The organism is Parapedobacter composti (assembly GCF_900112315.1).
Lineage (GTDB): Bacteria > Bacteroidota > Bacteroidia > Sphingobacteriales > Sphingobacteriaceae > Parapedobacter > Parapedobacter composti.
The window spans coordinates 102446-128775 of record NZ_FOLL01000013.1 but is presented as its reverse complement, the minus strand read 5'-3'; the positions used below and the strand labels follow the sequence as shown (position 1 = coordinate 128775).

At 49.8% G+C, this 26330-nt stretch carries 20 protein-coding genes; 18 read left to right on the top strand and 2 right to left on the bottom strand.

Annotated elements, in window-relative coordinates; all coding sequences use genetic code 11:
• Window positions 1–4 precede the first annotated feature (4 nt).
• The 9 genes from BM030_RS13815 to BM030_RS13775 all read left to right on the top strand — a co-directional run bounded on the left by BM030_RS13815 (window position 5) and on the right by BM030_RS13775 (window position 12095).
• Window positions 5–943, top strand: coding sequence for an aspartate carbamoyltransferase catalytic subunit (locus BM030_RS13815; RefSeq protein ID WP_090974191.1), 939 nt, complete (start codon window positions 5–7; stop codon window positions 941–943).
• A 149-nt stretch (window positions 944–1092) separates the two neighbouring features.
• The gene (locus tag BM030_RS13810; protein WP_090974190.1) at window positions 1093–4125 is read left to right on the top strand and encodes a tetratricopeptide repeat protein; all 3033 of its coding nucleotides are present in this window, start codon (window positions 1093–1095) and stop codon (window positions 4123–4125) included.
• Between the two features lie 6 nt (window positions 4126–4131).
• Window positions 4132–5871 (top strand): porin family protein, encoded by a 1740-nt coding sequence (locus BM030_RS13805; protein ID WP_090974189.1) that lies wholly within the window; start codon window positions 4132–4134, stop codon window positions 5869–5871.
• A 67-nt stretch (window positions 5872–5938) separates the two neighbouring features.
• The gene (locus BM030_RS13800) at window positions 5939–7003 is read left to right on the top strand and encodes an SPOR domain-containing protein (RefSeq protein ID WP_170845742.1); all 1065 of its coding nucleotides are present in this window, start codon (window positions 5939–5941) and stop codon (window positions 7001–7003) included.
• A gap of 61 nt (window positions 7004–7064) precedes the next feature.
• Window positions 7065–7760 (top strand): MotA/TolQ/ExbB proton channel family protein, encoded by a 696-nt coding sequence (locus BM030_RS13795; RefSeq protein WP_090974187.1) that lies wholly within the window; start codon window positions 7065–7067, stop codon window positions 7758–7760.
• Window positions 7761–7774: 14 nt separating this feature from the next.
• The gene (locus tag BM030_RS13790) at window positions 7775–8182 is read left to right on the top strand and encodes an ExbD/TolR family protein (protein ID WP_090974186.1); all 408 of its coding nucleotides are present in this window, start codon (window positions 7775–7777) and stop codon (window positions 8180–8182) included.
• A gap of 65 nt (window positions 8183–8247) precedes the next feature.
• A complete protein-coding gene (locus BM030_RS13785) occupies window positions 8248–9069 on the top strand; it encodes an energy transducer TonB (protein WP_090974185.1) in 822 nt (273 codons plus the stop codon).
• A gap of 24 nt (window positions 9070–9093) precedes the next feature.
• On the top strand, window positions 9094–10401 hold the full coding sequence (locus tag BM030_RS13780; RefSeq protein ID WP_317615114.1) for a bifunctional folylpolyglutamate synthase/dihydrofolate synthase: 1308 nt from the start codon (window positions 9094–9096) through the stop codon (window positions 10399–10401).
• 26 nt (window positions 10402–10427) lie between these two features.
• Window positions 10428–12095, top strand: a complete 1668-nt coding sequence (locus tag BM030_RS13775; protein ID WP_090974184.1) for a hypothetical protein — start codon at window positions 10428–10430, stop codon at window positions 12093–12095.
• 7 nt (window positions 12096–12102) lie between these two features.
• Here the strand turns inward: BM030_RS13775 and BM030_RS13770 are convergent, their stop codons facing one another.
• Window positions 12103–12987 (bottom strand): AraC family transcriptional regulator, encoded by an 885-nt coding sequence (locus tag BM030_RS13770; protein ID WP_090974183.1) that lies wholly within the window; start codon window positions 12985–12987, stop codon window positions 12103–12105.
• Between the two features lie 260 nt (window positions 12988–13247).
• Here BM030_RS13770 and BM030_RS13765 point away from each other — a divergent pair, with 260 nt between their 5' ends.
• The 9 genes from BM030_RS13765 to BM030_RS13720 all read left to right on the top strand — a co-directional run bounded on the left by BM030_RS13765 (window position 13248) and on the right by BM030_RS13720 (window position 25269).
• Complete coding sequence (locus tag BM030_RS13765) at window positions 13248–14771, top strand: sialidase family protein (protein WP_139215899.1); 1524 nt, start codon at window positions 13248–13250, stop codon at window positions 14769–14771.
• Window positions 14772–15014: 243 nt separating this feature from the next.
• Window positions 15015–18017: a SusC/RagA family TonB-linked outer membrane protein gene (locus BM030_RS13755; RefSeq protein WP_090974180.1), complete on the top strand. Its 3003-nt coding sequence runs from the start codon at window positions 15015–15017 to the stop codon at window positions 18015–18017.
• A 36-nt stretch (window positions 18018–18053) separates the two neighbouring features.
• On the top strand, window positions 18054–19706 hold the full coding sequence (locus BM030_RS13750; RefSeq protein WP_090974179.1) for a RagB/SusD family nutrient uptake outer membrane protein: 1653 nt from the start codon (window positions 18054–18056) through the stop codon (window positions 19704–19706).
• A gap of 37 nt (window positions 19707–19743) precedes the next feature.
• The gene (locus BM030_RS13745; protein WP_170845741.1) at window positions 19744–21048 is read left to right on the top strand and encodes an exo-alpha-sialidase; all 1305 of its coding nucleotides are present in this window, start codon (window positions 19744–19746) and stop codon (window positions 21046–21048) included.
• Window positions 21049–21083: 35 nt separating this feature from the next.
• Window positions 21084–21791, top strand: a complete 708-nt coding sequence (locus tag BM030_RS13740; protein WP_090974177.1) for a hypothetical protein — start codon at window positions 21084–21086, stop codon at window positions 21789–21791.
• Window positions 21792–21972: 181 nt separating this feature from the next.
• Window positions 21973–22980, top strand: coding sequence for a bile acid:sodium symporter family protein (locus tag BM030_RS13735; RefSeq protein WP_090974176.1), 1008 nt, complete (start codon window positions 21973–21975; stop codon window positions 22978–22980).
• Between the two features lie 5 nt (window positions 22981–22985).
• Entirely contained in the window at window positions 22986–24074 is a 1089-nt protein-coding gene (locus BM030_RS13730) for a phosphotransferase family protein (RefSeq protein WP_090974175.1), read from the top strand.
• A complete protein-coding gene (locus BM030_RS13725; protein WP_090974174.1) occupies window positions 24071–24847 on the top strand; it encodes an HpcH/HpaI aldolase family protein in 777 nt (258 codons plus the stop codon). Before BM030_RS13730 ends, BM030_RS13725 begins: the two co-directional genes overlap by 4 nt.
• The gene (locus BM030_RS13720; protein ID WP_090974173.1) at window positions 24844–25269 is read left to right on the top strand and encodes a nuclear transport factor 2 family protein; all 426 of its coding nucleotides are present in this window, start codon (window positions 24844–24846) and stop codon (window positions 25267–25269) included. Before BM030_RS13725 ends, BM030_RS13720 begins: the two co-directional genes overlap by 4 nt.
• Window positions 25270–25287: 18 nt before the next feature.
• On the opposite strand, the gene BM030_RS13715 is transcribed toward BM030_RS13720, so the two are convergent.
• Window positions 25288–26304, bottom strand: coding sequence for an asparaginase (locus tag BM030_RS13715; protein WP_090974172.1), 1017 nt, complete (start codon window positions 26302–26304; stop codon window positions 25288–25290).
• Between the last annotated feature and the right edge of the window lie 26 nt (window positions 26305–26330).

Below are 26330 nucleotides of genomic sequence, written 5' to 3'. Positions count from 1 at the left end.
ACAAATGACAGCATCATCAAGGCAAATCAGTACACGGCACCTGTTGGGTATCAAAGATCTCACAGAAGATGATATCCAGCTCATTTTCGAGACAGCAGGCAACTTCAAAGACGTACTTAACCGGCCGATAAAGAAGGTCCCATCGCTGAGGGATATCACCATAGCAAATGTCTTCTTTGAAAATTCCACCCGTACGCGGCTGTCGTTTGAATTGGCTGAAAAGCGGCTGTCTGCTGACGTTGTCAATTTCGCAGCCTCGTCTTCTTCCGTAAGCAAGGGCGAAACACTGATTGACACGGTTAACAATATACTGGCCATGAAGGTGGATATGATTGTTATGCGACATCCCTATCCGGGAGCCGGGGTTTTCCTGAGCCGGCATGTGGATGCCCAGCTGGTAAACGCAGGTGATGGCGCGCATGAACATCCGACCCAGGCGTTGCTTGATGCTTTTTCGATACGTGAACGCTATGGTGATGTGGCAGGCCGGAAAATTGCTATCATCGGCGATATCCTGCACTCGCGCGTGGCATTGTCCAATATTCTTTGCCTTCGTAAATTAGGAGCGGAAGTAATGGTTTGTGGTCCTACCACGTTAATTCCCAAGTATATCTCATCGTTGGGAGTTAAAGTGACGTATAATCTGCTGGAAGCCTTGCAATGGTGTGATGTGGCGAATATGCTGCGCATTCAGCTGGAACGCCAGGATATCGCATATTTCCCCTCCCTGCGGGAGTATTCCATGCTATATGGCTTGAACAAGCAGTTGCTGGACTCACTTGACAAGGAGATTACCATCATGCACCCGGGCCCCATAAACCGGGGCGTGGAGATAACAACTGACGTAGCCGACAGTCACCATTCAATTATTCTTGATCAGGTGGAAAACGGCGTGGCTATCCGGATGGCCGTGCTGTATTTGCTGGCCGGCAAGCGGGGCTGAGTAGGAGGGGGTGACGTTATCAACAATTGTGGACAACTTTTGCGGAGAACTTCTGTGTTTCCCGTTAACTTAGCAGGTTAGATTGGGTAATACATATTTTGTGGCCCCAACTTTGTGTGGAAAGGGGAAAATTAGATTAATTTGGTCGTATGTTTAATCGGGTTTATCAGGTAAGTGTCGTTGTATTCAGTTTGGCCGCATCTTCAGCTTTTGCTCAACAGAGTGCATGGCAAGAAGTTAACCAGGCCTATAAAACGGGGATGGAGTTGTATGAAAAGGGCAAGTATGCATCGGCTGCCAAGCAATTCAGTAAGGTCGAAGACATCCGGATAAAATCCTCGTTGCAGCAGGATGAACATGCAGAGTTGACGCTGCTCAAGGAAAATGCCCGTTTTTATCAGGCCATTTGCGCATTGGAGCTGGGAGAGTCTGACGCAGAGAGCCGGTTCCTGAGTTATATTGAAAATTATCCGGCCAGCGCGAATTCCAAGGCAGCATACTTCCAGGTCGGGCGGTCTTACTTCGCGCAGAAAGATTACCAGCGGGCATTGGAGTGGTTCAATAAGCTGGATAGCCGCAATCTTGCCGGAAGGGAAAACAGGGAATTCCGGTATAAGCAGGCGTATTCGTTTTTCATGACCGACGACTATGGTTCGGCCAAGCCGCTTTTCGAACAACTAAAAGACGAAGGAGGTGTATACCAGGAAGCTTCTATCTATTATTATGCTTACCTGTGCTACCTTGACCGGGAATTCAAGACGGCCCTGGCTGAGTTTGAGAAGCTGAAGGGATCCAAGACGTATGAAGCTACCTACCCTTATTACATCACGGCGTTATACTACCTTGATAACCGGTATGATGACGTGCTGGATTATGCCTTACCCATATTGGCGAATACCAAACAGGCTCACGAAACGGATATGTTCCGTATCGTGGCTGCAACCTATTTCGCTAAAAACGACTTTGAGAACGCGAAAGCGTATTATGACAAATTTCAAGCAGCCGATAAAGGTAAGACCCAGAACAATCAGGATAGCTATCAGATCGGTTATATCGCCTATAAAATGGGCGACTATGAAAAGGCCATAGCCGAATTGCAGAAGCTACAGGAACAGGATGCTTATTACCAGAGCGCGATGATCGCCCTGGGTGACGCTTTTCTGAAGACGGGCGACAAACAGCGGGCACGGAATGCGTTTTTCATGGCATCGAAGCTGGACTTCGATCCGGCAATGAAAGAGGAGGGGCTGTTCAATTATGCCAAGTTGTCTTACGAGCTTGAATTCCACCAGGTGGCGCTTGATGCCGCCAAGGAATACCTGGATACTTATCCCAACACAAAACGGTTGGAGGAAGCGCAGACACTCTATGCGGAAACGTTATTGGGTACCAGCAATTACCGTGCTGCGGTAGACATTTTGGAGTCTATCAAAAACCGTGGGCGCGAGGCGGACGCAGCCTATCAGAAAGTCACGTATTACCGGGGGTTGGAATTTTACAACGAGCGGGCGTTCGAAAACAGCATTTCTATGTTCATGCGTTCGGAAAAGTATCCGATTGACCCCGAGATTGCCGCACTGGCTACGTACTGGAAGGCGGAGGCCATGTACGAGGTGCGCAAATACGGCGAGGCGGTACAGAACTTTTCCCGTTTTCTACGGATGCCTGCCGCCCGTAAGACGGATGTATATGCCTATGCTAACTACGCCCTGGCTTATGCTGCCTTCCGTAACAACAGCTTCAACACAGCGGCAAACTATTTCGAGCGTTTCCTTGCTACTGGAGGAAATACGATAGAGCCCAATGTACGTAACGATGCGATTGCACGGTTGGGAGACTCTTACTTTTCCATGCGCAACTATGGCCGTGCCATGCAGTATTACGATAAGTTGATTAGTGGCAAGGCGCCGAGTGAGGATTACGCGCTGTTCCAGCGGGGCATCATCCAAGGGCTGCAAGGTAATAATGAGGCAAAGCTCGCTACGTTGCGGTCGGTTATTGAGAAATTCCCGAATTCGAATTATGCCGATGACGTGGCTTTCGAGGTACCCTACACGTATTTCACGATGGGCGATTATGATACGGCTATCGACGGTCTGCAGCAGATGATTGAGCGGTATCCGCGCAGCAGCTATGCACCGCGGGCACTGATGACCATAGGCCTGGTGCAGTACAATAAGGACGACACCGAAGCCGCGATGAAGACTTTCCGGAGAGTGGTGGAGGAACATGCCACCACGGATGAAGCCAGGCAGGCCATGCGTTCTATCGAAAACATCTACCTGGACAGGGGCGATGCGACCGGTTATATCAACTATGCCACGTCGACCAATATCGGTGACTTATCTAAACAGGAACAAGATAACCTGGCTTTTCAGGCTGCACATACCCTGTTTACCCGGGGGGAATATCAGGCAGCGGTAGAGGCTATTAATGCATATTTCGATAAATTCCCCAAGCCGTTGCAAGAGAAGCATGCACGGTATATCCGCGGCGTAAGTCTTTTCAGAACCGGACATCCGAAGGAAGCGTTGCACGACCTGAACATTATTCTCAACGACTGGACAAGTCCTTACACGGAAAGCTCGTTGCTCACTGCGGCCGAACTGCACCTGGGGCTTAAGCAATACAATGAGGCTATCGTGCATCTTAAAAAGCTGGAGCTGACTTCCGAATACAAAGCCAATTATGGTTTTGCGGTAAACAACCTGATGGTATGTTATTTCGAGATTGGCGATATGGAGCAGGTCATTAAATATGCCAAGTTGATTAAAGAGTACGACCGCGCTTCGGAAGAGGATATTGCCAAAGCTCACCTGTACACGGCGAGGGCGATGTTGAGACAGGGTGATGTGGAGTCGGCGATGAAGGAACTGCGCCCGGCCGCGAAAAGCCAGACGGTGGTGGGCGCCGAAGCCCGCTACTTAGTGGGGCAGCTGCAATACGAAGCCAAGGAGTATGATAAGGCCATCGAATCGGCGTTTGACGTGATTAATAACATGGGCTCGCATGATTATTGGGTGGCCAAATGTTTCATCCTGCTTGCCGATGCTTACGCGGGGAAGGGTGATGATTTCCAAGCTAAGAGTACATTGGAGAGTATCATAGCGAATTACGAAGGAGATGACGATATCATCATTTCCGCCAAGGAGCGTTTGCAAAAGTTGAATAACAAGAAGTAACAGTTTATGATATTGCGAAAATCAATGCGCCGCGGATATGTGCTTACTGGAGTTCTTTCGGTGATGTTTACGGCAGGATATGCGCAGGAAGAAGAAAAGAGGGACGGAAGACCTGCTGCTACGATCGATTCCATCGAAGTGGTGCGCGATTACCGGCCCATATTGGCCGACGCCGTAAAAATACGGCGGAGCCCCGACATGAGCAGCAAGCGGCAATATCAACCCAAATTGACTTACGACATACTCGACAGGAAGCTGGATATCAATACGGGAACCAAGCGGCTTACCATTCAGGAGATGCCCTTTTCGCGCACGCATGAGCTGACCAATAATTACGTGAAAATCGGAGCCGGAAACTTAGGAACGTTGCTGGGCGAGGTATACCTCACATCTGATTATTACGTAGATACCCGGCTGGGCGGATTCGTGAAGCATTTGAACCAGCAAGGAACATTAGAGGCACAGCGATTCTCGTCGCAGCAGATAGGTGTTTTCGGACGTACGATATATGGCCCGGTGACATTGGACGGTGAGTTGGGTTTTAATCGCTATGGCACACGGTTTTACGGCCCCGTGAGTGATACTGACGGGAATAGCCTGAATCTCGACCCGGCGAGGCAGGCATTCAATGATATTTACTTTACCGGGGAACTGACCAGTAACCATGACGAGCAAGCGACAGATGCATTCAGCTATTCGCTGAAAGGCGATGCCTATCTGTATAGTAATATTTATGAAACCAAGGAAAACTCAATAGCGCTAGCGGGCTACCTGAATAAACAGGTCAACGTTTTTAATGTGGGTGCCAATATTTCGGGCGACTTCACCACGGTGAAGGATGCAGGGTACAGCTTAGCTAATCACATCGCGAAGGTCAATCCCTATATCCGCTTCCAAGGTGCCAATTACAACATCACCTTGGGTGCTAATTTTGTGGCAGAATTCGGCGACTCGTCGCGGACCAATATTTTCCCGTCTGCGGAAATCGACTTTGCCCTTATTCCGAAGTACGCCCACCTGTTCGGCGGGATCAGCGGCGACGTAAATAGGACTTCAGTAAAGGCCCTCACTCAGGAGAACCCTTGGTTGGCTGCATTGGGAACGGAGAACGACATCCGCAACTCAGTCGATCGGATGCACGTGTTCGGTGGAATCAAGGGGAATGCGGGGGCCACATTCGGCTACAAGGTAAGGGCGTTTTACAGACGGGTGGAAAGCCTGCCGTTTTATGCTGTTTCGCCGGAAACACCTTATGCGTTCCGGATGATATATGAGGCTGGTGATGAGGCAAGTACCATTGTGGGATTGGAAGGCGAGCTGAATGTCAGGGTTTCTGAAGTGGTCAGCCTTGGCGGTAAACTTAATTTGAATGAGTTTGACCTCCAGCAGGAGGAGGAGGCTTGGTTTATGCCGAAGATGCGATTGGCGGCCAACGCCCGGTTTAACATCAGCGATAAATTGTATATTGATGGAGAACTGCTGTTCCAAGGTCAGACCTATGGCTTGGTAAGTGACGAGCGTATTAACCTGTCTGACTATTCTATTGTAGAAATGGGCGGGCCGGAGCTGCGAAAAGTTACCATTCCGGCGTTCGCCGACCTCAGTGCCGGGGCAGAATACCGGGCAACTGATCGTATAGGGGTTTATGTCAGGTTGAACAACATGTTGGGCGCCGCGTATGAGCGTTACCTGTTTTATCCGCGGCTGGGATTGAACGTCATCGGCGGGGTCAATTTTTCATTTTGATCACACGATATTAATTTTTTTGGGGTAGTACTATACCATGAATTTGGGGCTGTGCATAGTGAATTTGTTGAGGCGATACCCTGCGGTATGGGTTCCGGGCATTGGGGTGTTCAAGGTTAGCCGCACACCCGCGTCTTTTGATCCGCAGCGATCGGTTTTCTTGCCGCCGACTAACCGGGTGGAACTTGCCGAAGGGCAGGCTATGGGATATCCCATAACCGATTATGTGCGGACGCAGCGAAAGGTGGATGAGGCGACCGCCATGGATGTGTTGGATAAGGCAGTAAAGGATGTGTTTGACTCCATCAGCCGCAACGGCCGGGCATTGCTTGATGGGCTGGGATACTTGGCGGCAGACGGAGCTACCCTGGTGCTGCAGCCATTCGGTACCGATGGGTTCGGCATGAAAGCCATAAAGGAACGTACGGCTTTGGAACCGGACAGGGAGTTGCGGAAACCGGAACCGGCGCGTGTGGAGAACGAAATGCCAGCTGATGAGGTAGCGGTACCAACAGTTGAGCAGGAAGTAGCCGACGATGGTACTGAAGCATCAGGGGATGAGTTGGCCGTTGAGGATACCGCCGGGAAACGTAGCAGGCCGTGGATAATTGTGGCCGTTATCGTTCCGGTATTGCTTGCGGCGGCGGGGTGGGTATGGTATACCAAGCCGGCTTGGGTGGGTGAGATTGCGTCAGCATGGTTTGATGGGCAGCCGGAAAACCAGAGGTTAAGCAAGGATGCTGGTTTGGTTAGCGAGCCACAGGAATCTCCGGTAACGGACGGCGGCACGCCGGTTGTGGCAGACAGTACGAGCATAACGGACAGCTTGGTTGCAGATGGCCAAAACGCGGCAACAGATAGTATGACTGTACCTGAAGCACCCAAGGGACCGTCAATAACCTATGAAATTATTGTCGGCTCGTTTGCCACCATGGCCCAAGCAAAGAAATATGTGGCTGAGATGAAGGCTAAGGGGTATGACCTCAAAGCACTTGACAGCCGTATGCCGGGCAATCGGAAGAAAATCAGCTGGGGATCGTACGCCACGGAGGAAGAGGCCTACAGGGAACTGGCGAGGGTGCAAAAAAACTTTGAGCCCGGTGCGTGGATTGCGAAGATTGAACACGATTAATAAAGATTATTATAAGTTAGCAGATCATAAACAATAGCATAGGAAATACCATTTAGAAATTATGTCACTATTACAAGACACCATTTATCCATTGGATTCGTTGGCTGGAGCAACGCAGACCGTAGCGCTGGCAGAGGAGAGAATCAGTTTGATTGGTTTGTTGTTCAAAGCGGGATGGATCATGATCCCGTTGGGACTCTTGCTGTTTGCCACGCTGGTGATTTTTATTGAACGTTATTTAACCATTAAGAAGGCTTCAAAATATGATCCGAGCTTGATGTCGCACGTTAAGCAGAGTGTGCTTTCCGGCAGATTGGAGGCTGCCCTTTCGGTATGCCGGGCGAGCAACAGTGCGCTCGGCAGGATGCTTGAAAAAGGATTGGTGCGGATAGGGCGTCCGATCAAGGACATTGAGGGGGCCATCGAGAATGTGGGTAAGCTGGAAGTGGCCCGGCTGGAAAAGAACCTGAACCTGTTAAGTATCATCTCCACGGTAGCGCCCATGCTGGGATTTGTGGGCACTATTTTCGGGGTTATTATCATTTTCCGCGACGTGGAGGCTGCCGGGGGGATTGATATTGCCAGCGTGTCGGGGGGCTTGTATGTTAAGATGATTGCCTCCGCGGCCGGATTGACCATCGGTATTCTGGCGTTTGCGGGATATCACGTGTTGAATACCATGCTCGAGCGGCTCATTCTCCGGATAGAAACCGACGCGATTGAGTTTGTGGACTTATTGGATGAACCAGGCTCCTAAAAAACAATGCTGCGATGAATTTAAGAGCGAAACGGAACCGATCGGAAGTCAGGGTATTTACAGATTCCCTGAACGACATCATGTTTTTCCTGATGTTGTTTTTCCTGCTGGCTTCGGCCGTGGCTAATCCGCAGGTCGTAAAACTGCTGTTACCCCGTTCAAGTGCCGGTGAGCAATCGGTCGCCAAGAAAACCGTCACCGTGTCCGTGACCCAGGATCTGAAATATTATCTTGATAAGCAGGAAGTGCCCTATGGTAATTTGTTGGACGCTATCAAAGCTTATGTACAACCGGGAGAGGAGCTTACTATCATGCTCTATGCCGATAGCACGGTGCCTATCCAGAATGTGATTTCGGTGATGGACATCGCCAACAAGCTGAAAATACGGTTGGTATTGGCCACCGAACCGCTGAAGGAATAACTGATATTATGGAATGTGGGCACCCGTTGCATCATTACTGAACGGGCGATATAATTTCGAATACGATGGGTTATTATCATACACAGGAAGACAACAATTACCCGAAGGCGTTTTGGATATCGAGCGCGGTGATGGGCGGTTTGTTGCTGCTGAGTTTCTTTATTATGATTGGATCTGCTTTTCCCGAAATCGGGACAGGTGGCATCATAGTTAACTACGGTACTTCTGAGGTGGGTATGGGGGACGACTACATGACCGTGGACGAACCCTCGATGGATCCAAATGCCAATAATGTAAGGCCTGATAGGATCGACCCCCGGGAGGAGACACAGCCCACCCCTTCGCAGCAGGTGACCGAGCGCAGCGTGGCTACGCAGGACATGGAAGACGCGCCGGCAGTCGTAGCCAATGAAAAGAAAAAAGCAAATGCCGAGGAAACGACTGTAGAAAAGAAGGAAAGCAAGCCGGCTATCAATCCCAATGCGCTATATACCGGAAAACGCAACAATGCACCCGGTAGCGGTGATGGTACCGGCAACGAGGCCGGCAACCAGGGAAGTGCCCAGGGTGATCCCCTTGCCGCCAACTACGGAGAAGGGGGATCAGGATTCGGTACGGAGGGACTTACCATTGCCAACCGGCGATGGGTGGTGCCGCCACGGATTGAAGACAACGGCCAGCAGGCAGGCATTGTGGCGGTGGAGGTCCACGTTTCACGCGATGGTACCGTAACATATGCGCGGGCAGGCGTGAAGGGTACTACGCTGCCCGACCGGGTGCTGTGGGAGAAGTGCGAACAGGCGTTGCGGGGGGCACGACTGAACGAGCTGGAACGCGCGCCGACGGTGCAGAAGGCGGTGGTACACGTTCGGTTCCGGCTTAAATAGCAATAGTTCTCGATTACGGGCACCATGACCATGAAATACCCCGAGGCAATCGATTATCTGTATTCCCGGTTGCCCATGTTTACGCGCGACGGGGCAACGGCATTCAAAAAGGATTTGACCAATACGTTAGCGCTTTGCAGCGCTTTGGGGAACCCCCACAACCACTTTAAATCCGTGCACATTGCGGGCACTAATGGAAAGGGTTCTACCTCGCATATGCTGGCCGCCATATTGCAGGTGGCCGGATACCGGACCGGCCTGTATACTTCGCCGCACCTGATTGACTTCCGCGAACGGATCCGCGTAGATGGGCGGATGATTCCCAAGCGTGCGGTTTCGCACTTCGTGGCTAGTAACCAACCGCTGATTGAAAGCATACAACCTTCGTTTTTCGAAGTAACGGTAGCTATGGCGTATAGCTATTTCGAGAAACAAGAAGTGGATATCGCTATTGTAGAAACAGGGCTGGGGGGGCGGCTGGATTCTACCAATATTATTATGCCATTGCTATCCGTCATTACCAATATCGGCTATGATCATACTAATATGCTCGGTAATACGTTGCAGGAAATTGCGACGGAAAAGGCAGGCATTATCAAACCCGGCATTCCGGTGGTAATTGGCGAATGGCAGCTCGAAGTATCGGGTATTTTTGAACGCATTGCGGCAGAAAACAGAAGCAAGCTGGTTTATGCATCGCAATGGTGGGAGGTGGAGTCGGCAGGAAAAGACGCCGATTACCAATACTTGGCTGCAACCCGCCGGAATGCGGTTAGCGGAAATAGCTATGCGTTGGATTTGAAGGGAAGCTATCAGGCAAAAAACCTTCCGGCAGTGCTTTGTGCCGTTGAGGAGCTGCGGACTATGGGCTTTACCATCAAAGACGGGCATATCCGGCAAGCACTGGCACAGGTACTGCCGCTCACGGGCCTGATGGGACGTTGGCAGACGCTTTCGTCAGAACCACTGGTTATCTGTGATACCGGACATAATGCCGATGGCTGGCGGGAGGTACTTGCGAATATTAGCGCCACGCCCCATCATGCGCTGCATATGGTTATCGGCGTGATGCGCGATAAGGATTTGGCAATGATGCTGCCCTTATTGCCCCGGGACGCTCGCTATTATTTTTGTCAGGTAGCGATGCCCAGGGCATTGCCCGCGCAGGAACTGCAGGCCTCGGCTACGAGCTTTGGGCTGGAGGGCACAGCGTTTACCAACGTGGATGAAGCTTTGCGGGCGGCGAAGCAGCATGCGGGGGTGGATGACCTTATTTTCATCGGCGGAAGCACGTTTATTGTAGGGGAATTGCTGGCGGGGTTTACGCATTAACATTGACCATTATATATCTACCAATTATGAATTACGGAACAACGCGGTTTATCACCGCAATCCCAATGGCCTTGGCCATGATTTTAGGTAACCTGGATGTATATGCGCAGCAGGAAAGTGTAGTGCGCCGGCCAGGTACATCCGGTAGGCCGTTATACAACGGTATTTTGTTGCCGGAAGTATGGCCGCCCGAGAATGGCGATCCGTACACCTCGGAACCCATGCCGGTTCCATACCTGGAACATCGGCCTGAAGTCGTTCCCATTGATATCGGCCGCCAGCTGTTCGTGGATGATTTCCTGATTGAGCAAACTGATTTGGACAGGGTATTTCACCAGGCGCAAAAATACGCCGGAAATCCGGTGTTGCCCCACGTGTCTTTACGGCACGGCGGTGTATTTTATGACCCGGTTGTACGGCAATTCGGGATGTTTTACAACGATGGGGGGCGCGGCATCGGATTGGCATACAGCCAGGACTTGAAGCGTTGGACACCCGGAGCCAATGGAAATGTGGTTTTGCCGAAAGGCGGGGCCAATGCGTTCTGGCTGCACACGGATGGGACGGCGAAACGGGTGTTCTATGCCATGCGGGCCAACCGGATGGATCCGAGGCCGAAAAACGATCCGGATGTTCCCTATATCAATGCGATTTGGCAAAATACGTTGCGGAGTTCCGCCGACGGCATAACCTGGTCGGAGGAGATCCCGCTTGGCCGCTCAAATGACTACAGTTCCTTTTTCTATAACCCTTTCCGGGGGGTGTGGGTTTACAGCCTCAAACACAACGTTCCCCGTGTGGGTAAAGAGGTGTACCGAAGCAGGTATTATGCCGAAAGGGCAGATGTTTCAAAAGTTGGAGGGTTTGACGACGCTGTTTTCTGGGTAAACGCCGACAGGTTGGATAAGCCCCACCCAGAGGTAGGGGACACGGCCCAGCTGTACAGTTTGCACGGTATCGCTTATGAAAGTATCATATTGGGAGCTTTTCAGGTTCACTTGGGACCAGCCAATGAAATCTGCGAGGAAACGAAAGAACCGAAATACACGGAATACAAGCTGGGCTATAGCCGCGACGGTTTCCATTGGCATAGGCCAGAACGGGAACCCTTCATCCGGGGCACCTATCGGGACGGCGATTGGGACAAGGCGTTTGTTAATATCCCCCAAGGTGTTTGCGTAGTGGTCGGTGATAGCCTATGGTTTCCGTATGGTGCCTATTCCGGTATGGATCCCGACGGGAAGCGGGGCATGTACAGAGGTGGGAGTATCGGCATGGCCAAGCTACGCAGGGATGGTTTCGCCTCCATGGAAGCAAACGGCCGAGGGGGGACATTGCTAACCAGGCCGGTAGTGTTTACAGGCAAGCACCTGTTTGTCAATGTCGATTGCCCTGAAGGTGAATTGCGGGTAGAGGTTCTGGATCAAGCCGGGCAGGTGCTGAAGCAATTTTCTGCAAAAACATGCCGGCCAATCCGTATGGACAGGACGTTGTGTAGCGTAGCGTGGGAGTCCGGCGCTGACCTATCCTCGTTGGCCGGCAAGCCCATACGATTCCGTTTTCACCTGACAAATGGCAAGCTGTATGCCTTTTGGGTAAGCCCGGATGAAAGCGGAGCAAGTTACGGATACGTGGGTGCCGGCGGTCCCGGATTCAATGGGGTGATAGACGATCAGGGAATTAATGCCTATTGAATGGCGTTTATACGAATACGTTTTCATATAAATACTTACTGCGGTATTCTACAGGCGTGCAACCAGTGATTCGTTTGAAGTGCCGGAAAAAGTTAGAACGGTTGTTGAATCCGCATTCAAAGCAGATGGCTTCCGTGGTGGAGATGCTGTCTTCGATGAGCATGCGTTTGGCGTGGCTGATGCGCACTTCGATAAGGAAATCGCGGAATGTCTTTTTGGTCATCATCTTGAAATAACGGCAGAACGAGGTAACACTCAGATGAGCTACTGCCGAGATCTCCTCCAGTGTGATTTCATTTCGATAGTTTGATAAGATATAATGGTATACCTTATTGATCCGGTCTGCCTCGTCCTTATTCGCGCGGTGTGTTGTCCACCCCGATGCGATTTGCGTCATCTCTTTACTGTCGGCCAATACGTGTAATATATTGAATATCAGCATTAGTCGGGACAAGCCTTCCGCCTGCACGGACTCTCGCATTAGGGTTACCACCTGCTTTTTGGTACTGCCGTGGATGACCAGCCCGTACCGGGCGCGTTCATACAAGGCGTGGATGGCCGCAGCCTCCGGCTTCCGAAGAAAATCCCTTCCCATGAAGTCGGCCAGGAACTGCACCACGACCGCTTCGGCCGTAATATTGGGATTTCCCTGGAAATACCGCTTGTTGCACCGCCACATGTGGGGAAGGTTTTCACCCAGCAGCAGCAGTTCCCCGGCGTCAAAATTGCTGATATTGTCGCCGACGAAACGAACCCCTTCGCCCCGGACAACGTAATGCAGTTCAAGTTCGGGGTGATAATGCCACACCGTGCCGAAATTAGGCAAAGTATGCTGCCGTGAGAGGTAAGGGTATTCTGTGCTCCGTGGAACCAAATGAAAATGGGGTTTCATGACTTGCCGATAATTGGTTACAGAGACAAGTTTACGGAAAAGTGTATACAATTACAAATCGCTGTTTCCGAAAGGAAGTCGGTGTGTTTTTTGTTAAGTAATTGATTGTTAATTTATTAACTATTTATTTGAGTGATTTAACGGATAAAATAAGGTTTACGATATGGTAAACGAGTATACATAAAGGGTAAATTGTTGAACAGGATTTAGGATTGTACGAAAGATATTTGGAAAATATAAGCCAAGAAATATATAAGCCTATGTTTTATAAGTCATTTATTACCGTAGGGTTGGTAATTTGCGTCGGATTGTGCGTGCATGCACAATTTCCTGACAGTATCAAGACTGTTGCTACCGTATTCCCTGAAAAAGAAGATAAGGTAGGGATAGCAAGAAAGGGAGCCACCATATTTTCCGATGAGCGTTATGTGTTCAAGGAGTTACCTCGTTTCCTGCGGGGGGCCGGCTATATTATCGGATCCATGAAAGGAGACAGGCGTATTGTTCCGGTTACTACCGGAAGCCTCTTCGTTGTTACCCCGCTTGCGGGGGAACATGGCTCACAGGAACGGGTATTGGAAGAGCAAGGTTTTACTAAGCTGGATCATCCGTCGTTTACGCTTTTCAAGGGGCAGCGGGTTAAGGTTGGTATATTCGAAAAGGACATAACCTATAAAAGTTTTCGCTTGGGAGATGTCAGCCATGAAGGCTGGGCAGTGGCGTTCTTTGATGCGCGACCGTTGCCGTCCATTACCCAGCCCGCCAAAATCAGTTGGCTGCCCGGCACGGAATATGCCAAACACACACGGAAATGGCAGGGATGTCCATCTATCACAAAAACAGGAAAGCGGTTGTGGGCTGCATGGTTTTCGGGCGGCGCCAGGGAACCCGACGCTGGCAATTACGGCATCATATCGTATAGTGATGACGGAAAGGAGTGGATCGACCCAGCCTTGGTTATTACTCATCCCAACAGTGAGGTGCGGGTGATGGATCCGCAGCTTTGGAAAGACCCGCAAGGGCGGTTATGGATTTTCTGGGTACAGAATACCGGGCCAAAGGGTTTTGACGGTTTATGGGGAACATGGGGTGTCCGTATCGACAATCCTGAAGCAGACAAACCGGTCTGGACGGCTCCAAGGCGTTTATGTAATGGCCTGACCCGGAACAAGCCCATTGTGCTGGCTTCGGGAGAGTGGCTGCTGCCGTCCTATGATTGGATTAACCATCAAAGCGCTGTCTATATCTCCGAAGACGAAGGAGAGCATTGGACATTGCAGGGCGGGCCGCTGAACAAGCCTGTCAGCAATTTTTATGAACACATGTGCGTTCAATTAACCAATGGACACATCTGGATGCTGCAACGCAATGTACAGGAAAGCTTTTCAGAAGACCGCGGGGCCAACTGGACTTCCCTGCAGGAGGTTGAAGAACTGACCTCAGCTAATTCCCGCCTATATATCGGCCGGTTGCAGTCAGGTAACCTCCTTCTGGTTTATAACAACGATCCTGAGCGCAAGGCAAGGAAAAATATGACGGCGCGCCTTTCCCTGGATGACGGTAAAACATGGCCTTATGAATTATTGCTGGACGATCGTAACAGCGTTTCGTATCCGGATGTGGTTCAGGACGAAGACGGATTGATTTACGTGTGCTACGATCGGTCGCGTGGGGGTGAAAAAGAAATCCTGATGGCCACGTTCACGGAAGAAGATCTGCTGCAGGGGCGGTTTGTAACCAAGCAGGCCAAGCAGCGGCAGATCATCAGTAAAGTGAATGATTGACTTTCTCTCCCGTTGCTGTGGTTGGGTAACGAATTATTCCCACGTGAAGTCCTATAGTCTAAGTGCCCGCTTTCCGGCGGGCACTTTCCATTAACCAGGTAGCTTGCGGGCAATTCGCCGATATGGTAAATGAGTATACAGACTGGCTAAGTAGTTGAACGGCATTCAGCGGCCTTTGAGGGATATTTGTCATGTTAATAAAGGGAAACGCGTTAACCAAATTTTCAAACCTAATCATTTGTAATGATGACGATAAGCAAATTTTTATGGCTATTGAGAAGCCAACGGGTATTTTGCCTTTGTTTGGCCTTGGTCTTGCCAATGGCCACCGCTTTTGCCCAGGGACAGCTAACGGTGTCAGGCGTGGTGAGTGACAATAACGGACCTTTGGAGGGAGTGTCCGTTGAGGTGAAACGTGGTGCTGTGCGTACAGTCACCGACGCAACCGGCCAATACCGCATCCAAGCCAACAGCGGCGACACTTTGGTATTCAGGAATGTGGGTTACACCACACAAGAAGTGGCTGTAGGGCAGAATGAAACAATTAATGTGCTGCTTATGGCCAGCACTTCATCCTTAGACGAAGTGGTGGTCGTGGGCTATGGCACCCAATCGCGCCGCAACGTTACCGGGTCGGTGAGCAAGGTGGATATGGCGGAAACTGAGAACCTGCCTAATACCAACGTGACGCAGGCACTGCGGGGCCGGGTAGCCGGCGTGCAGTTTACAGACAATGGCCGACCGGGGCAGAACGGAACCATCCTAGTACGTGGTCCCAGGTCCTTGAGTGCCGGGAACAATCCATTGATCATCCTTGACGGTATTTTTTTTAATGGAAGTATGATCGATATCAATCCCAATGATATTGAGTCCATGGAAATCCTGAAGGACGCCAGTGCGGCGGCTATCTACGGCTCACGTGCCGCGAACGGCGTTATCCTGATCACATCGAAACGGGGCAAGACGGAAAAGCCCCAGATCAACCTGAATACGTTCTATGGCTTGTCAGACTGGGCCGCAAGGATGCAGTTGCTGACCCCCGAGCGCTATTTGGAAAAGTCCATGGAAATCCGACGACTTAGGGGGATACCGTTCGATCCGGACAACGTTTCCACCTACTTGACGCTTACCGAAGCCGAAAACTATCAGAACGGCCACATCATCGATCCGTTTGATATGATTGCGCAACAGGGCAGAATTTTTTCTACCGACGTGAGTCTTTCCGGAAACACCGCGCGTACCAATTATTATATCTCGGCATCCATGGCACGTGAGCATGGATTGATAAAAGACGATAACCTGCGCAGGATGGCCTTCAGAGTAAACCTTGAAAACAAGATAACGGATTGGTTGACCATCGGTACCAATACAATGTTCTCTGAGAACGACCAGTCCGGTGTACCTGCCTCCATTTCTTTGGCTTCGAGACAAAGCCCGTATGGAACGTGGTTCCGCGAAGACGGTTCACCAACCCAGTTTACGGTGCCAGAAGACCAAGGCGCTTCGGCTAATCCCTTAAGGAACAATTTTCTTTCTGAGAACGCGAATTTCCGGAATAATTTGTTTGCTAACTTTTATACGTTGATTAACGTGCCACAAATTGAGGGCCTTAAATTCCGAGTTAATTACTCTACAAATTATCGTTGGATCCGTGACTACCAGGCTACCCGGAACGATGTACATCTACCACAGGCCAATACCTCATCGGCTTCCAAGCGGAACTGGATGGCACAAGACTGGGTATTGGAAAATATCCTAGACTACCAATTCAAACTGGATAATGACCATGCGTTTGACATTACGTTGATGTACGGCGCTAACCGTGATGGCCATGAAACGACAACGGCAAGTGCGGACCAATTGGAATTCGATGCTTTCGGGTGGGACCGGTTAAATGTTGGCGAATTGCAAACCGTTTCTTCTTATGCTCAGGAAGTGACGGGCATTTCGTCAATGGCCAGATTGAACTACCGCTTTAAAGAGCGGTACCTGTTTACGTTGACGGCAAGAAGAGACGGTAGTTCGGTGTTTGCCGCCAATAATAAGTATGCTACATTTCCTTCTGCCGCGTTTGCTTGGATTGTTTCGGATGAAGGGTTTATGCAGCGGGCAGATTTCGTGAACTTCTTTAAGGTCAGGACATCATACGGGGCTGTCGGTAACCAAGCGATCTCTCCTTACCAGTCGCTAAGCTTATCGAGCATTACCCGTTATGTCTATGGGCCTGAGTCGGCTTTGGGGATCTACCCTTCTAATATTTCCAATGCGGATCTTAAATGGGAAACAACGTATACCGCCAATGTGGCTGCTGATTTCGAGCTCTTCAACAACCGGATAGGCGGTACAGTCGAATGGTATAACATGGATACCCGGGATCTCTTGGTTGAACGGTCGATTCCGATAATGACTGGTTATCCATTTATCTGGACCAATTTGGGGCGTGTAAATAACCGTGGCGTTGAACTGACGTTGAATACTGTCAATATCAAGAAAGAAAAGTTCGAATGGAATACCAATTTTGTGTTTTCGCACAATAAAAATAAAATTGTAAGCTTGTATGGGTCGGACGCCGATGGGGATGGCCGTGAAGACGATGACATCGGTAACCGATGGTTTATCGGCCAGCCCATCAACGTATATTACGACTTTGTGTTCGATGGGATATACCAAGAGGGAGACGAGCTTCCAGCTGGCTCCCAACCAGGATTTGCTAGGTTCCGAGATCTCAATGGCGACGGCAGTATTGACGCTGATAATGACCGGACCATCATCGGGCAAGGTGGTCAACCTAGATACCGTTGGGGGATTACCAACAATTTCCGTTATAACAATTTCGATTTGTCCATCTTTATCAATGCCATGCAAGGTTGGTTGGGAACCTTCAATGATTTAGATTTTTATAGTAACAGCATTGATCCAATCCGGCCCGGCAATATGTTTGACGGCGGATGGTGGACACCAGAAAACCGCTCCAATACTCGGCCGTCACTGGAATACCGACGGAGTACGCTCGGCCATAATTGGTATTTGAGCCGGAACTTCATCCGTGTGCAGGATGTGTCGTTATCTTATCGTTTTCCTTCGGCATTTCTGGCGAAGAACCGTTTGGCTAACTTGAATGTATATGTGAGTGGCAAGAACTTACTAACGTTTACAGACTGGTTGGGTACCAATCCGGAATCGATATCCACGGATCGGTATCCGATAGCGAGGTCTTATACGCTGGGATTCCGGTTAGGGTTTTAAGGGATAATTATTGAGCATAACATTAAAGCGTAAAAAATGAAAGTGCTAAAGAAAATACTTAATACATATAGTGCCGTTGCTTTACTGGTGGCAAGTCAGTCATGTAGCGCGGACTTTCTTAATGAGATACCCATGTCAGATTATAGTACGGTAGGTATATTGACCTCAGAAACCGGGTTCGAAGCTCACATGACCGCATTGCATCAAGCTGCGCGGGACGAGATGGCTGCCCGTGACGGTGCAAGGTACTTCTATATCATGTCTGCGGGAACCGATATCGCGGATTTCGGAAACAGTGCTACCCACAGCACGGACTATAATAACCTGTTGACGCCTTTTGTTGGCCAAGTAGAGTGGGTTTGGGAATGGGCATATCGAGATATGTTTCCTCGTGCCAATACAATTATTGCATACGCCGATAATCCAGAACTTGCCGATATATGGAGCAGCGAGCAACGTAAAAACGCTATGATTGCAGAAGCCAAGTTCTTTAGGGCATATACGCATAACTTGCTTGCTAATCTGTACGGAGACGTACCGATTGTCGATACCATTTATACCAGTCCGAAGACGGATTTTGTGCGCAATCGGCGTGAAGATGTGTTGCAATTTGCGCGTGAAGATTTGGAGTTTGCTTCCGAATGGCTGCCGACAACCGTGGAAAAGCAAGGAAGGATTGTTAAAGCAGCTGCCGATCATTTGTTAACCGAGGTGTACATCAGCCTCGGGGAGTACGAACTTGCTGTGGAAAGTGCTAACAAGGTTATCAACTCGGGTTTGTATCAATTGACAAGGCAACGGTTTGGAACTAAATTGAGTGAACCGGGGGATCCATTTTCAGATATGTTTAGGGATGGCAACCAGAACCGGAGTTCTGGCAATATGGAGTCTATTTACGTATGGCAGTTTGAGGACATGACCTTGGGTGGACAGGGAGGAAGCAATGGAAATAACCGGTTGAGAAACTGGGGCCCTTGGTATGAACGGCTTACCGACCCTGATGGGCGTTCGGGTATGGTCGTGGTAGACAGTTTGGGTAGGGGTACCGGGCAAGTCCGTCCCACGCCATATTTCTTGTATCAGGTGTGGGAGGGCGATTGGGATAATGATATGCGCAATTCGGTGCATAACATGCGAAGAGAGCTTCGTTATACCAATCCGGCGTCAGCCTATTTTGGACAGGTAGTGGAACGCAAAACATCGGAAATAGACACCATGCAGAACATTTACCCGTATCCTCGGAAGATTGAAGGTGATGTAGGTACGCTCACCCACACCGGAACTTCTTGGTCGGGGCGAACTTATCAGGATTTTATCGTGTACCGGTTGGCCGAAACGTATTTGTTGCGTGCCGAGGCCTATTTCAGAATGGGGGAGTTGGATCTAGCCGCGGATGATATTAATGAAGTGAGGGATCGTGCAAATGCGACATTGATTGGGGCATCCGATGTGACGGAGGACTTTATCCTTGACGAACGTGCCAGGGAATTGATTACAGAGGAACCCCGTAGAAGGACGCTTGTACGGATGGGAAGATTGGTTGATCGGGTAAGAAAGTACAATATCCGGGCAATCACAAGAAATTCGATACAGGATCACCATCAATGGTGGCCAATTCCACAGTCGGCCATCGATGCAAATATCGGTGCGAGGCTGGAGCAAACTCTGGGATATCAGGTAGTGCGATAATTGGGGAATAGATAGAATACAAGTTTAGGATATGGATATGAAACGGATAGGAAAACAAGGAAAACGCTCTTTCGGTGTGGGTTTATTGATGATAATGTTACAGTTTTTCGCTTGTAACGAAAAAGGAAAGGAATCACCCCGCCATGACGATGAAGAAGATAAGACCATCGAAATCCAGGTGGGTACACGTACGGTACAAACCAACAGAGTCACTAGTAGCGGTACACCGGTGGTTCCGATGTGGAAAGCACCTATGGCTACGGTTGATCTTCGGAATGGGGCTGGGTTTCCAATACTTTCGGAGGCCGAGCATGCTGTTGTCTGGCAACCTGCGGCGCGCGAAGACGGAGCCTACAATCATTACGCTTGTTTGATTCACCACAAGGGTAGGTTTTACGCAATGTGGGGCAACCATGAGTTGGGCGAAGATGCGCCCGGGCAGCGTGTCCTGTATGCTTGGTCCGACACTTGGGGTAGTTGGACGGTACCCGAAGAACTGTTCCCGGCCCCTGGCCCCGTACAGCCCCGTACCGAAAGTGGCATTCACTTAAAGCCCGATCGGTGGGCGGTCATTGATGATGAGCTATATGCCATAACATATGTGCATGGTGCGGGCGTATATCCGATTGCTCGATCCGTCGGTGAAAACGGCAAACTAGGGGAACCCTTCTTAGTTGAAAACCTACCCAGTAACGGGGCATTGCCTATTTATATGCAAGGATCGGATGCACCCACTACTGCGCCACCTATCGGTGTCCGGTTATATAATTGGTACCGAGAAAATAATCATATTAGTTGGTGGGCAGGTGCTGCATGGGGAGTGCAACGTAGGGCGGTCGATGGACAGAGCCTGATAGAAAGTTTTATTTATCGAGCCAAAGATGGCGGTTTGGTGCTCATGTTGCGTGATTGGGGTACTCCCAGTAATCCCGTGCATAACAACCGGATGTACGTAAGCTTTAATGACGGCACAGGAGGTTGGGCAACGCCACATCCTACAGATATCCCCGATTCACCAAGCAGGGCACAGGGCATTACGCTTGATGATGGAACTGTTTTGCTGATAGGTAACCAAAACACTAACCGTTTTGACCAAGCATTGTATTTGGACCGCGATCCGATGACTATATCGGTAAGTAAAGATGGTTATACCTTTGATAAGGTGTATACCTTGCGTACAAATTCACCTACGGGTTATCGTTTCTCAGGAGTGGGGGGAAGGAATCTTGGGTATGCATACTCTAGCTCAATCGTGTTGGATGGTTGGCTTTATACATTGTATTCGATCGGCAAGGAAGAAATGGGGATTACTCGTGTCCCGTTGTCAGCATTGGAATTATAGCAAGCAAATGGTTAAATATTAAAAAATAACGTATTATGAAACGTAATAGCGCATTGTTTGTATTCAGCTTTTTGGCGTCCATTTTATTTTGTTTCACCAGTTGTTCTAAGGATGGGCCCGACAATATCCCGGATGATGAGCCTGATGGCGACCCGGTTGGTACGGTCTATTTTGAAGCGAATTTTGATAAAATGGTATGGGGTGGGGATTATGTTGCTAATGAACGCGGGTCAAGGCCATTTTTTATACCGGATCCGGACCAAAACAATCTTCGCGTTGTTGATGAAAGCAGAGAACCAGAGGACAGCACGCCCGGCACAGACGGGAGCATGGATTTTTTTGAGTATATGGCGCCCTCTTATTTTGCTTTAACTGAATTTGAAGGGTGGGATGGTAATAAGGTTTATGAAAGGCCCGGATACATCAAGATTGGGACCTCTGCGAGCAGGGACGCATTCGTCGCCACACCGGTTTTTTCCGAGATAGCCGAGGATCGGGTAAATTTGAAAGTGACTTTCAAGATGGCTATTTGGGCAAATGCCTCGCAGACGGTTTATGTTGAGGTATCAGGGGGAGGTGCGGCATCTGTTCAATCGGTGCCTGTTACCAGCTCTACATCATGGGAAAGCAAAGAGTTTTCAATCATAAATGCTACTTCGAATACACGTATTAGATTCGTGTCAGATCCAACTATGGATGGACGCTTTTTTTTGGATGATTTGGTTGTTTCAAAAACTGAATAAAACATCTATGTTGTTTTCTGATTGACATTATCGCCAGATCAGGAGCAAGGGGATGCAGGTAGTTTTTTGGTTGACTTAGGGGGCGATACAATACGAATGTGTTATATAGTGGTATCCGTCTGCCTGTTGTACGGTCAAACTCTTGGGTGGATAACAAAGGGATAAACACTTATTGATTTTTATGAAAAACATTTTAAACACGTTCGTTAACCTTTATCCGGTATGGATTATTGGCAGCTCTTTTTTGGGATACATCTATCCACCGGCTTTTCAGTGGTTTTCGGGCAATTGGATGGTAGGTGCCTTGGCCTTGGTCATGCTGGGCATGGGGCTGACGTTGCATGTGGATGACTTCAAAGCCATCACGAAAATGCCCGGAGCGGTATTGTTGGGCGCGATAATGCAATATACCGCGCTGCCCCTGTCTGCCTATGGTATCAGCAAGTTGCTGCAACTGGATCCGGCGCTTGCCGTGGGGCTGATTATTGTTGGGTGTTGTCCGGGCGGTACAGCCTCCAACGTAATCACCTATCTGTCACGCGGGCATCTAGCGCTATCTATCATCATGACGACGGTATCTACCTTGGTGGCCATTTTGGCCACCCCGTTGCTTACCGAAGCATTGGCCGGTACATACGTCCCGGTAGATGCTTGGGGGCTTTTCTACACCACTGTGCAAGTAGTGCTTATTCCCGTGGCATTGGGTGTATTCATTAACTACAAATTCCCTCATATTGGAAAGAAAATGTCATTAGCGGGGCCGGTCGTATCGGTGTGGGCTATCGTGTTCATTGCGGGAAGCATCGTGGCGCAGAGCGCAGAAACGGTGGCAGCCAACCTGCTGGTGTTGTTTGCGGCCGCTGGCCTGCTGCACATCATCGGCTTTGTGTTAGGTTATGTTGTTGCGCGTATTTTCCGGTATGACCATGCCGTTGCCCGTACGGTATCCATTGAAGTCGGCATGCAGAACGGCGGCCTTGCCGCGGTATTGGCCAAACAGAATTTTCCCATGCAGCCGATGGCTGCTGTGCCTGCGGTATTCAGCAGTGTGATGCAAACGCTGATTGGCGGGCTGCTGACGGCTTACTGGCGATGGAAAACCGATCCGAGTAGGTCAGGTGGTGAAACAACTGCGGAAAGCAATACATTCCATCCTTTAGAAGACAAATCAACTAGCGTTAACGAATAATTTATATGGCAATTAGAAAAGCGATTTATTATTGGAAATCCGATCGTCCGCATACCATCGCAAATACACAGCCTCCGTCGTCCGACGAAGAAAACCTGGGGATAGCGAATCAATTGAATGATTATCTGACACAATATTTTAATGATGGCTCTGTTAAATTAACGCCTGCTGGCGGACAGGGCAACCACATCACCTATTTTGCTTACCAGGGTCCGACGAAATATTTCGTGCGGCTGGAGAACGGTCCGGAAAAGGACGACTATATGGCTGTGGAATCTCACGTGCTGGAGAGTGTGAAGCAGCTGGGCGTGCCGGCACCTACGGTATACTTGACGGATACATCACGCTCAAAGGTGCCGTTTGCCATCCAGGTGATGGAATGCATTGATAATAACGACTTGAATGTGATAGAAAAAAGGGGGGAACTGGATGTACTGGCCACAGCAGAAGAAATCGGGCAGTATATCGCAATGTGGCAGTCCATCACGCCCGGTAAATATGGGCTTTTCAATCCGGAAGTGCTGCACAACCACGGTCGGCTGGAGGGATACCATGATACGTATGAAAAGTATTTTTTCTTGAATTGGGATGTGCATTTGGACTTCCTGGGCTCGGCAGGGTTCATCGGCGAACGCAAGATTGCAGAGTTGAAGGATTTGGCCAATGGAGCCCGTCCGTTGCTGCAATTAGAGGCAGGTTGTCTCGTACACAAAGATCTTGCGCTATGGAATATTCTGGGCGATGGTAACCGCATCACGGCGATTGTGGATTGGGATGATGCGGTATCTGGCGATCCAACGGACGATCTGTCGCTGCTGGGCTGTTTTCACTCAGGCGATGTGTTAGCGTCAGCCATCGCCGGTTACCAGCAGTTGAGGTCGTTGCCCAGTGATTTTGAACAGCGGTTTTGGTTGCACCTGCTGCGCAACATTGTCTTCAAATCGGTAATCCGGGTGAAAGGAAATTATTTTGAAAAGTCAGATAAGTTTTTCTTGAATAATCCAAAGCATAAAAGTTTGCGACAATTTACATTGGAACGAATAGAAAGCGCTTGCGAAGGGCTGCGGGGGAATAAATCAATTGCGACATTATGAACAAACATGACGTTAGAAAATACGACCAATTTTTGGATGGGTCGGTTAAGTTGGGGACATGGCTGAGTGTCGGTTCCCCGGTGGTGGCGGAGCTTGCAGCTCAATTTTCTTTTAGCTGGTTATTATTGGACCTTGAGCATGGCAGTTCGCCGGAGGCAGCGCTTCCCGGACTTCTTCGGGCTACGGCCGGGGGGGAAGCCGCAGCAATCGTACGCGTGCCGGAATTGCACGCCGCGACGATAGCCCGCGTATTGGATTGGGGTGCCGATGGCATCATGCTGCCTCATGTTTCGTCTGCGCAACAGGCGGCCGACTGTGTGGCGGCGATGCGGTATCCGCCTGCCGGCCACCGTGGCTATTCGACCACAGTGCGTGCCTACCGGTATGGGATGGAACCGTCGGCAGATCCCACGGCGGTTCGTCCGCTTTTCCTAGCGCAAATAGAAGACGCGGAAGGCGTGCGGCACGCGTATGATATAGCCGCTGTGGAAGGTGTGGACGTCTTATTTGTAGGGCCAGGTGACCTGAAGTTGGCCTTGGCCCATCAGCCCGATGCAGATGCTATCAGCTTTGAGGATGCGTTACGGCAGGTGGCCGGCGCGGCCGAGGCACATGGCAAGCAGGCGGGAATCCTGTTGCGTAACCGGGATGATTTTACTAACTTGGCTTCGTTGGGATACCGCTGTATGGCCATCGATTCAGATCTGGGTATCCTGCGGAAGGGATATCAAGATATCCTGGCTTGGTATGAACAGTTAAATCTGAAGGCATGAAAACATTTTATTCACTTATTACATTGGTGGGGCTGGTTGCTTGTAATCCTCAAGGTCAAGAGGGTGCATCTACCATCGAACGTACGGTAGAAGCCTTTCGGCAGGCGTTGGTGGATGCCGATACCGCTGCGTTGGAACGATTGACCGCGGCTTCGCTCAGTTATGGCCACTCCAGCGGTATTGTAGAGAGTAAGGAAGAATTTATACGCACCTTGGCTACCGGGGCGTCCAATTTTTTGAGTATCCGGCTGTCCGATCAGCAGATCACCACGTCAGGGGATGTCGCCATCGTCCGCCATCAATTGGAAGCCGAAACAGCCGACGCAGGGAAAGATCCAGCGACTATCCGGCTGCAGGTGATGACGGTATGGCAGCGTGCCGATGGGCAATGGAAGTTGCTGGCAAGGCAAGCAGTGAGATGAGCTTATCGGTAGCTGATGTTATGCGGTGAGTTCTCCCCGGATATTCTGTTCAGCCCAGTAGGCTACGTCGCTTTGGCTTTCAAACTCGCCCTGTAGGTACATGAGTTTGGTTACGGCGGCTTCAAACGTCATATCGTAACCGCTGAGCACGCCCATTTCCTTAAGATATTTGCTGGTTTCGTAGCGCCCTAATTCTACGCTTCCGACCTTGCATTGGGAGATATTGAGGATGTTTTTGCCGTTGCGGATGGCGTCGCGCAGCAAATCCAGGAACCACCTATCAGTAGTTGTATTGCCGGATCCGAATGTTTCCATAATGACCGATCGTGCTTCGGACTCAAGGACAGCCCTGACCACTTGCGGGCTGATGCCGGGATACAGTTTAAGCACCGATACGGCATTATCCAGTTTGGTATGTAAAATGAATTCCTTGTCACTATTGTCGAGCAGCGCCTCCTGATTATATTTAAGGTGTACGCCTGCTTCGACCAATACAGGGTAATTTGGCGACCTGAACGCTTCGAATTTGGCTGAATTATATTTGAATGAACGATTGCCCCGGAAGAGTTTGTTGTCAAAAAATATGCATACTTCATGGATGAGCGATTTTCCCTTCTTTTTTGCGGATGCAAGTTCCAGGGCGGTGATGAGATTTTCGCGGGCATCGGTCCGTATTTCGCCGATGGGCAGCTGTGAGCCAGAAAGGATAACGGGTTTTTGAAGTCCTTCCAGCATGAAACTCAATGCAGAAGCGGAAAATGCCATGGTATCCGAACCGTGGAGAATGACAAAACCATCGTAATCATCGTAATTGTCCTTGATGATAGTGGCCATTTCCAGCCAGATTGCCGGCTGCATATTGGATGAATCAATAATCGGGGTAAAGGAATATACGCTCAGCTTATAATTAAGCCGGGCCAATTCAGGGATGTTTTTGGCAATGAGCTCAAAGTCAAAGGGTACAAATGTACCGTTGTGTTCGTCTTTGACCATCCCGATGGTTCCCCCGGTATAGATTACGAAAATATTATTCATTTAGTCAGCGTTTGGTTTTTCCGGCT

Excerpts from the sequence above, each read along its gene's own strand:
- BM030_RS13730 (WP_090974175.1), top strand. The coding sequence starts at position 22,986 with ATGGCAATTAGAAAAGCGATTTATTATTGGAAATCCGATCGTCCGCAT.
- BM030_RS13770 (WP_090974183.1), bottom strand. The coding sequence starts at position 12,987 with ATGAAACCCCATTTTCATTTGGTTCCACGGAGCACAGAATACCCTTAC.
- BM030_RS13740 (WP_090974177.1), top strand. The coding sequence starts at position 21,084 with ATGAAACGTAATAGCGCATTGTTTGTATTCAGCTTTTTGGCGTCCATT.
- BM030_RS13735 (WP_090974176.1), top strand. The coding sequence starts at position 21,973 with ATGAAAAACATTTTAAACACGTTCGTTAACCTTTATCCGGTATGGATT.
- BM030_RS13765 (WP_139215899.1), top strand. The coding sequence starts at position 13,248 with ATGTTTTATAAGTCATTTATTACCGTAGGGTTGGTAATTTGCGTCGGA.
- BM030_RS13810 (WP_090974190.1), top strand. The coding sequence starts at position 1,093 with ATGTTTAATCGGGTTTATCAGGTAAGTGTCGTTGTATTCAGTTTGGCC.
- BM030_RS13785 (WP_090974185.1), top strand. The coding sequence starts at position 8,248 with ATGGGTTATTATCATACACAGGAAGACAACAATTACCCGAAGGCGTTT.
- BM030_RS13750 (WP_090974179.1), top strand. The coding sequence starts at position 18,054 with ATGAAAGTGCTAAAGAAAATACTTAATACATATAGTGCCGTTGCTTTA.
- BM030_RS13780 (WP_317615114.1), top strand. The coding sequence starts at position 9,094 with ATGACCATGAAATACCCCGAGGCAATCGATTATCTGTATTCCCGGTTG.
- BM030_RS13720 (WP_090974173.1), top strand. The coding sequence starts at position 24,844 with ATGAAAACATTTTATTCACTTATTACATTGGTGGGGCTGGTTGCTTGT.
- BM030_RS13790 (WP_090974186.1), top strand. The coding sequence starts at position 7,775 with ATGAATTTAAGAGCGAAACGGAACCGATCGGAAGTCAGGGTATTTACA.
- BM030_RS13745 (WP_170845741.1), top strand. The coding sequence starts at position 19,744 with ATGAAACGGATAGGAAAACAAGGAAAACGCTCTTTCGGTGTGGGTTTA.
- BM030_RS13755 (WP_090974180.1), top strand. The coding sequence starts at position 15,015 with ATGATGACGATAAGCAAATTTTTATGGCTATTGAGAAGCCAACGGGTA.
- BM030_RS13775 (WP_090974184.1), top strand. The coding sequence starts at position 10,428 with ATGAATTACGGAACAACGCGGTTTATCACCGCAATCCCAATGGCCTTG.
- BM030_RS13805 (WP_090974189.1), top strand. The coding sequence starts at position 4,132 with ATGATATTGCGAAAATCAATGCGCCGCGGATATGTGCTTACTGGAGTT.
- BM030_RS13715 (WP_090974172.1), bottom strand. The coding sequence starts at position 26,304 with ATGAATAATATTTTCGTAATCTATACCGGGGGAACCATCGGGATGGTC.
- BM030_RS13815 (WP_090974191.1), top strand. The coding sequence starts at position 5 with ATGACAGCATCATCAAGGCAAATCAGTACACGGCACCTGTTGGGTATC.
- BM030_RS13725 (WP_090974174.1), top strand. The coding sequence starts at position 24,071 with ATGAACAAACATGACGTTAGAAAATACGACCAATTTTTGGATGGGTCG.
- BM030_RS13795 (WP_090974187.1), top strand. The coding sequence starts at position 7,065 with ATGTCACTATTACAAGACACCATTTATCCATTGGATTCGTTGGCTGGA.